Genomic DNA, 548 nt, shown 5'->3' with positions numbered 1-548 from the left:
TTCAAGGAAGTGAAATGCAATACACCAAACTACCGCACTCATCACTTGAGATCAGTAAAATCTGCCTCGGCACTATGACTTTTGGTGAGCAAAATACCGAACAGGAAGCTTTTGAGCAGCTCGACTTTGCTGTCGATCATGGGGTGAACTTCATTGATACTGCAGAAATGTACCCTGTTCCGCCAAAAGCAGAAACACAAGGCCTAACAGAACAATACATCGGCAACTGGTTGACAAAATCCGGCAAGCGAGAAAAAGTCGTTCTAGCGACAAAAGTGGCAGGGCCGCGCAATGTGCCTCACATCCGTGAAAACATGAGTTTAAATCGCCGCAATATCCATGATGCCATCGACTCTAGTCTTCAACGACTCCAAACCGATTACGTAGATTTGTACCAACTTCACTGGCCACAGCGTCAAACTAACTGCTTTGGCCAACTCAACTACCCTTACCCAGACAAGCAAGAAGAAGTGACGTTAATTGACACCCTAGAAGCATTCACTGAACTGGTTAAGATGGGTAAAGTGCGTTACATCGGCGTATCTAAC

At 45.6% G+C, this 548-nt stretch carries 1 protein-coding gene; it reads left to right on the top strand.

All coding sequences use genetic code 11. The features are described 5' to 3' along the window. Positions 1–14: 14 nt before the first annotated feature. A partial coding sequence (locus tag R7Z50_RS30215; RefSeq protein WP_318150110.1) for an aldo/keto reductase occupies positions 15–548 on the top strand: 534 nt, incomplete at its 3' end.

Source organism: Vibrio sp. 1249-1 (assembly GCF_033340495.1).
The sequence above is the reverse complement of the archived record's forward strand: the minus strand, read 5'-3'. Positions and strand labels throughout refer to the sequence as shown.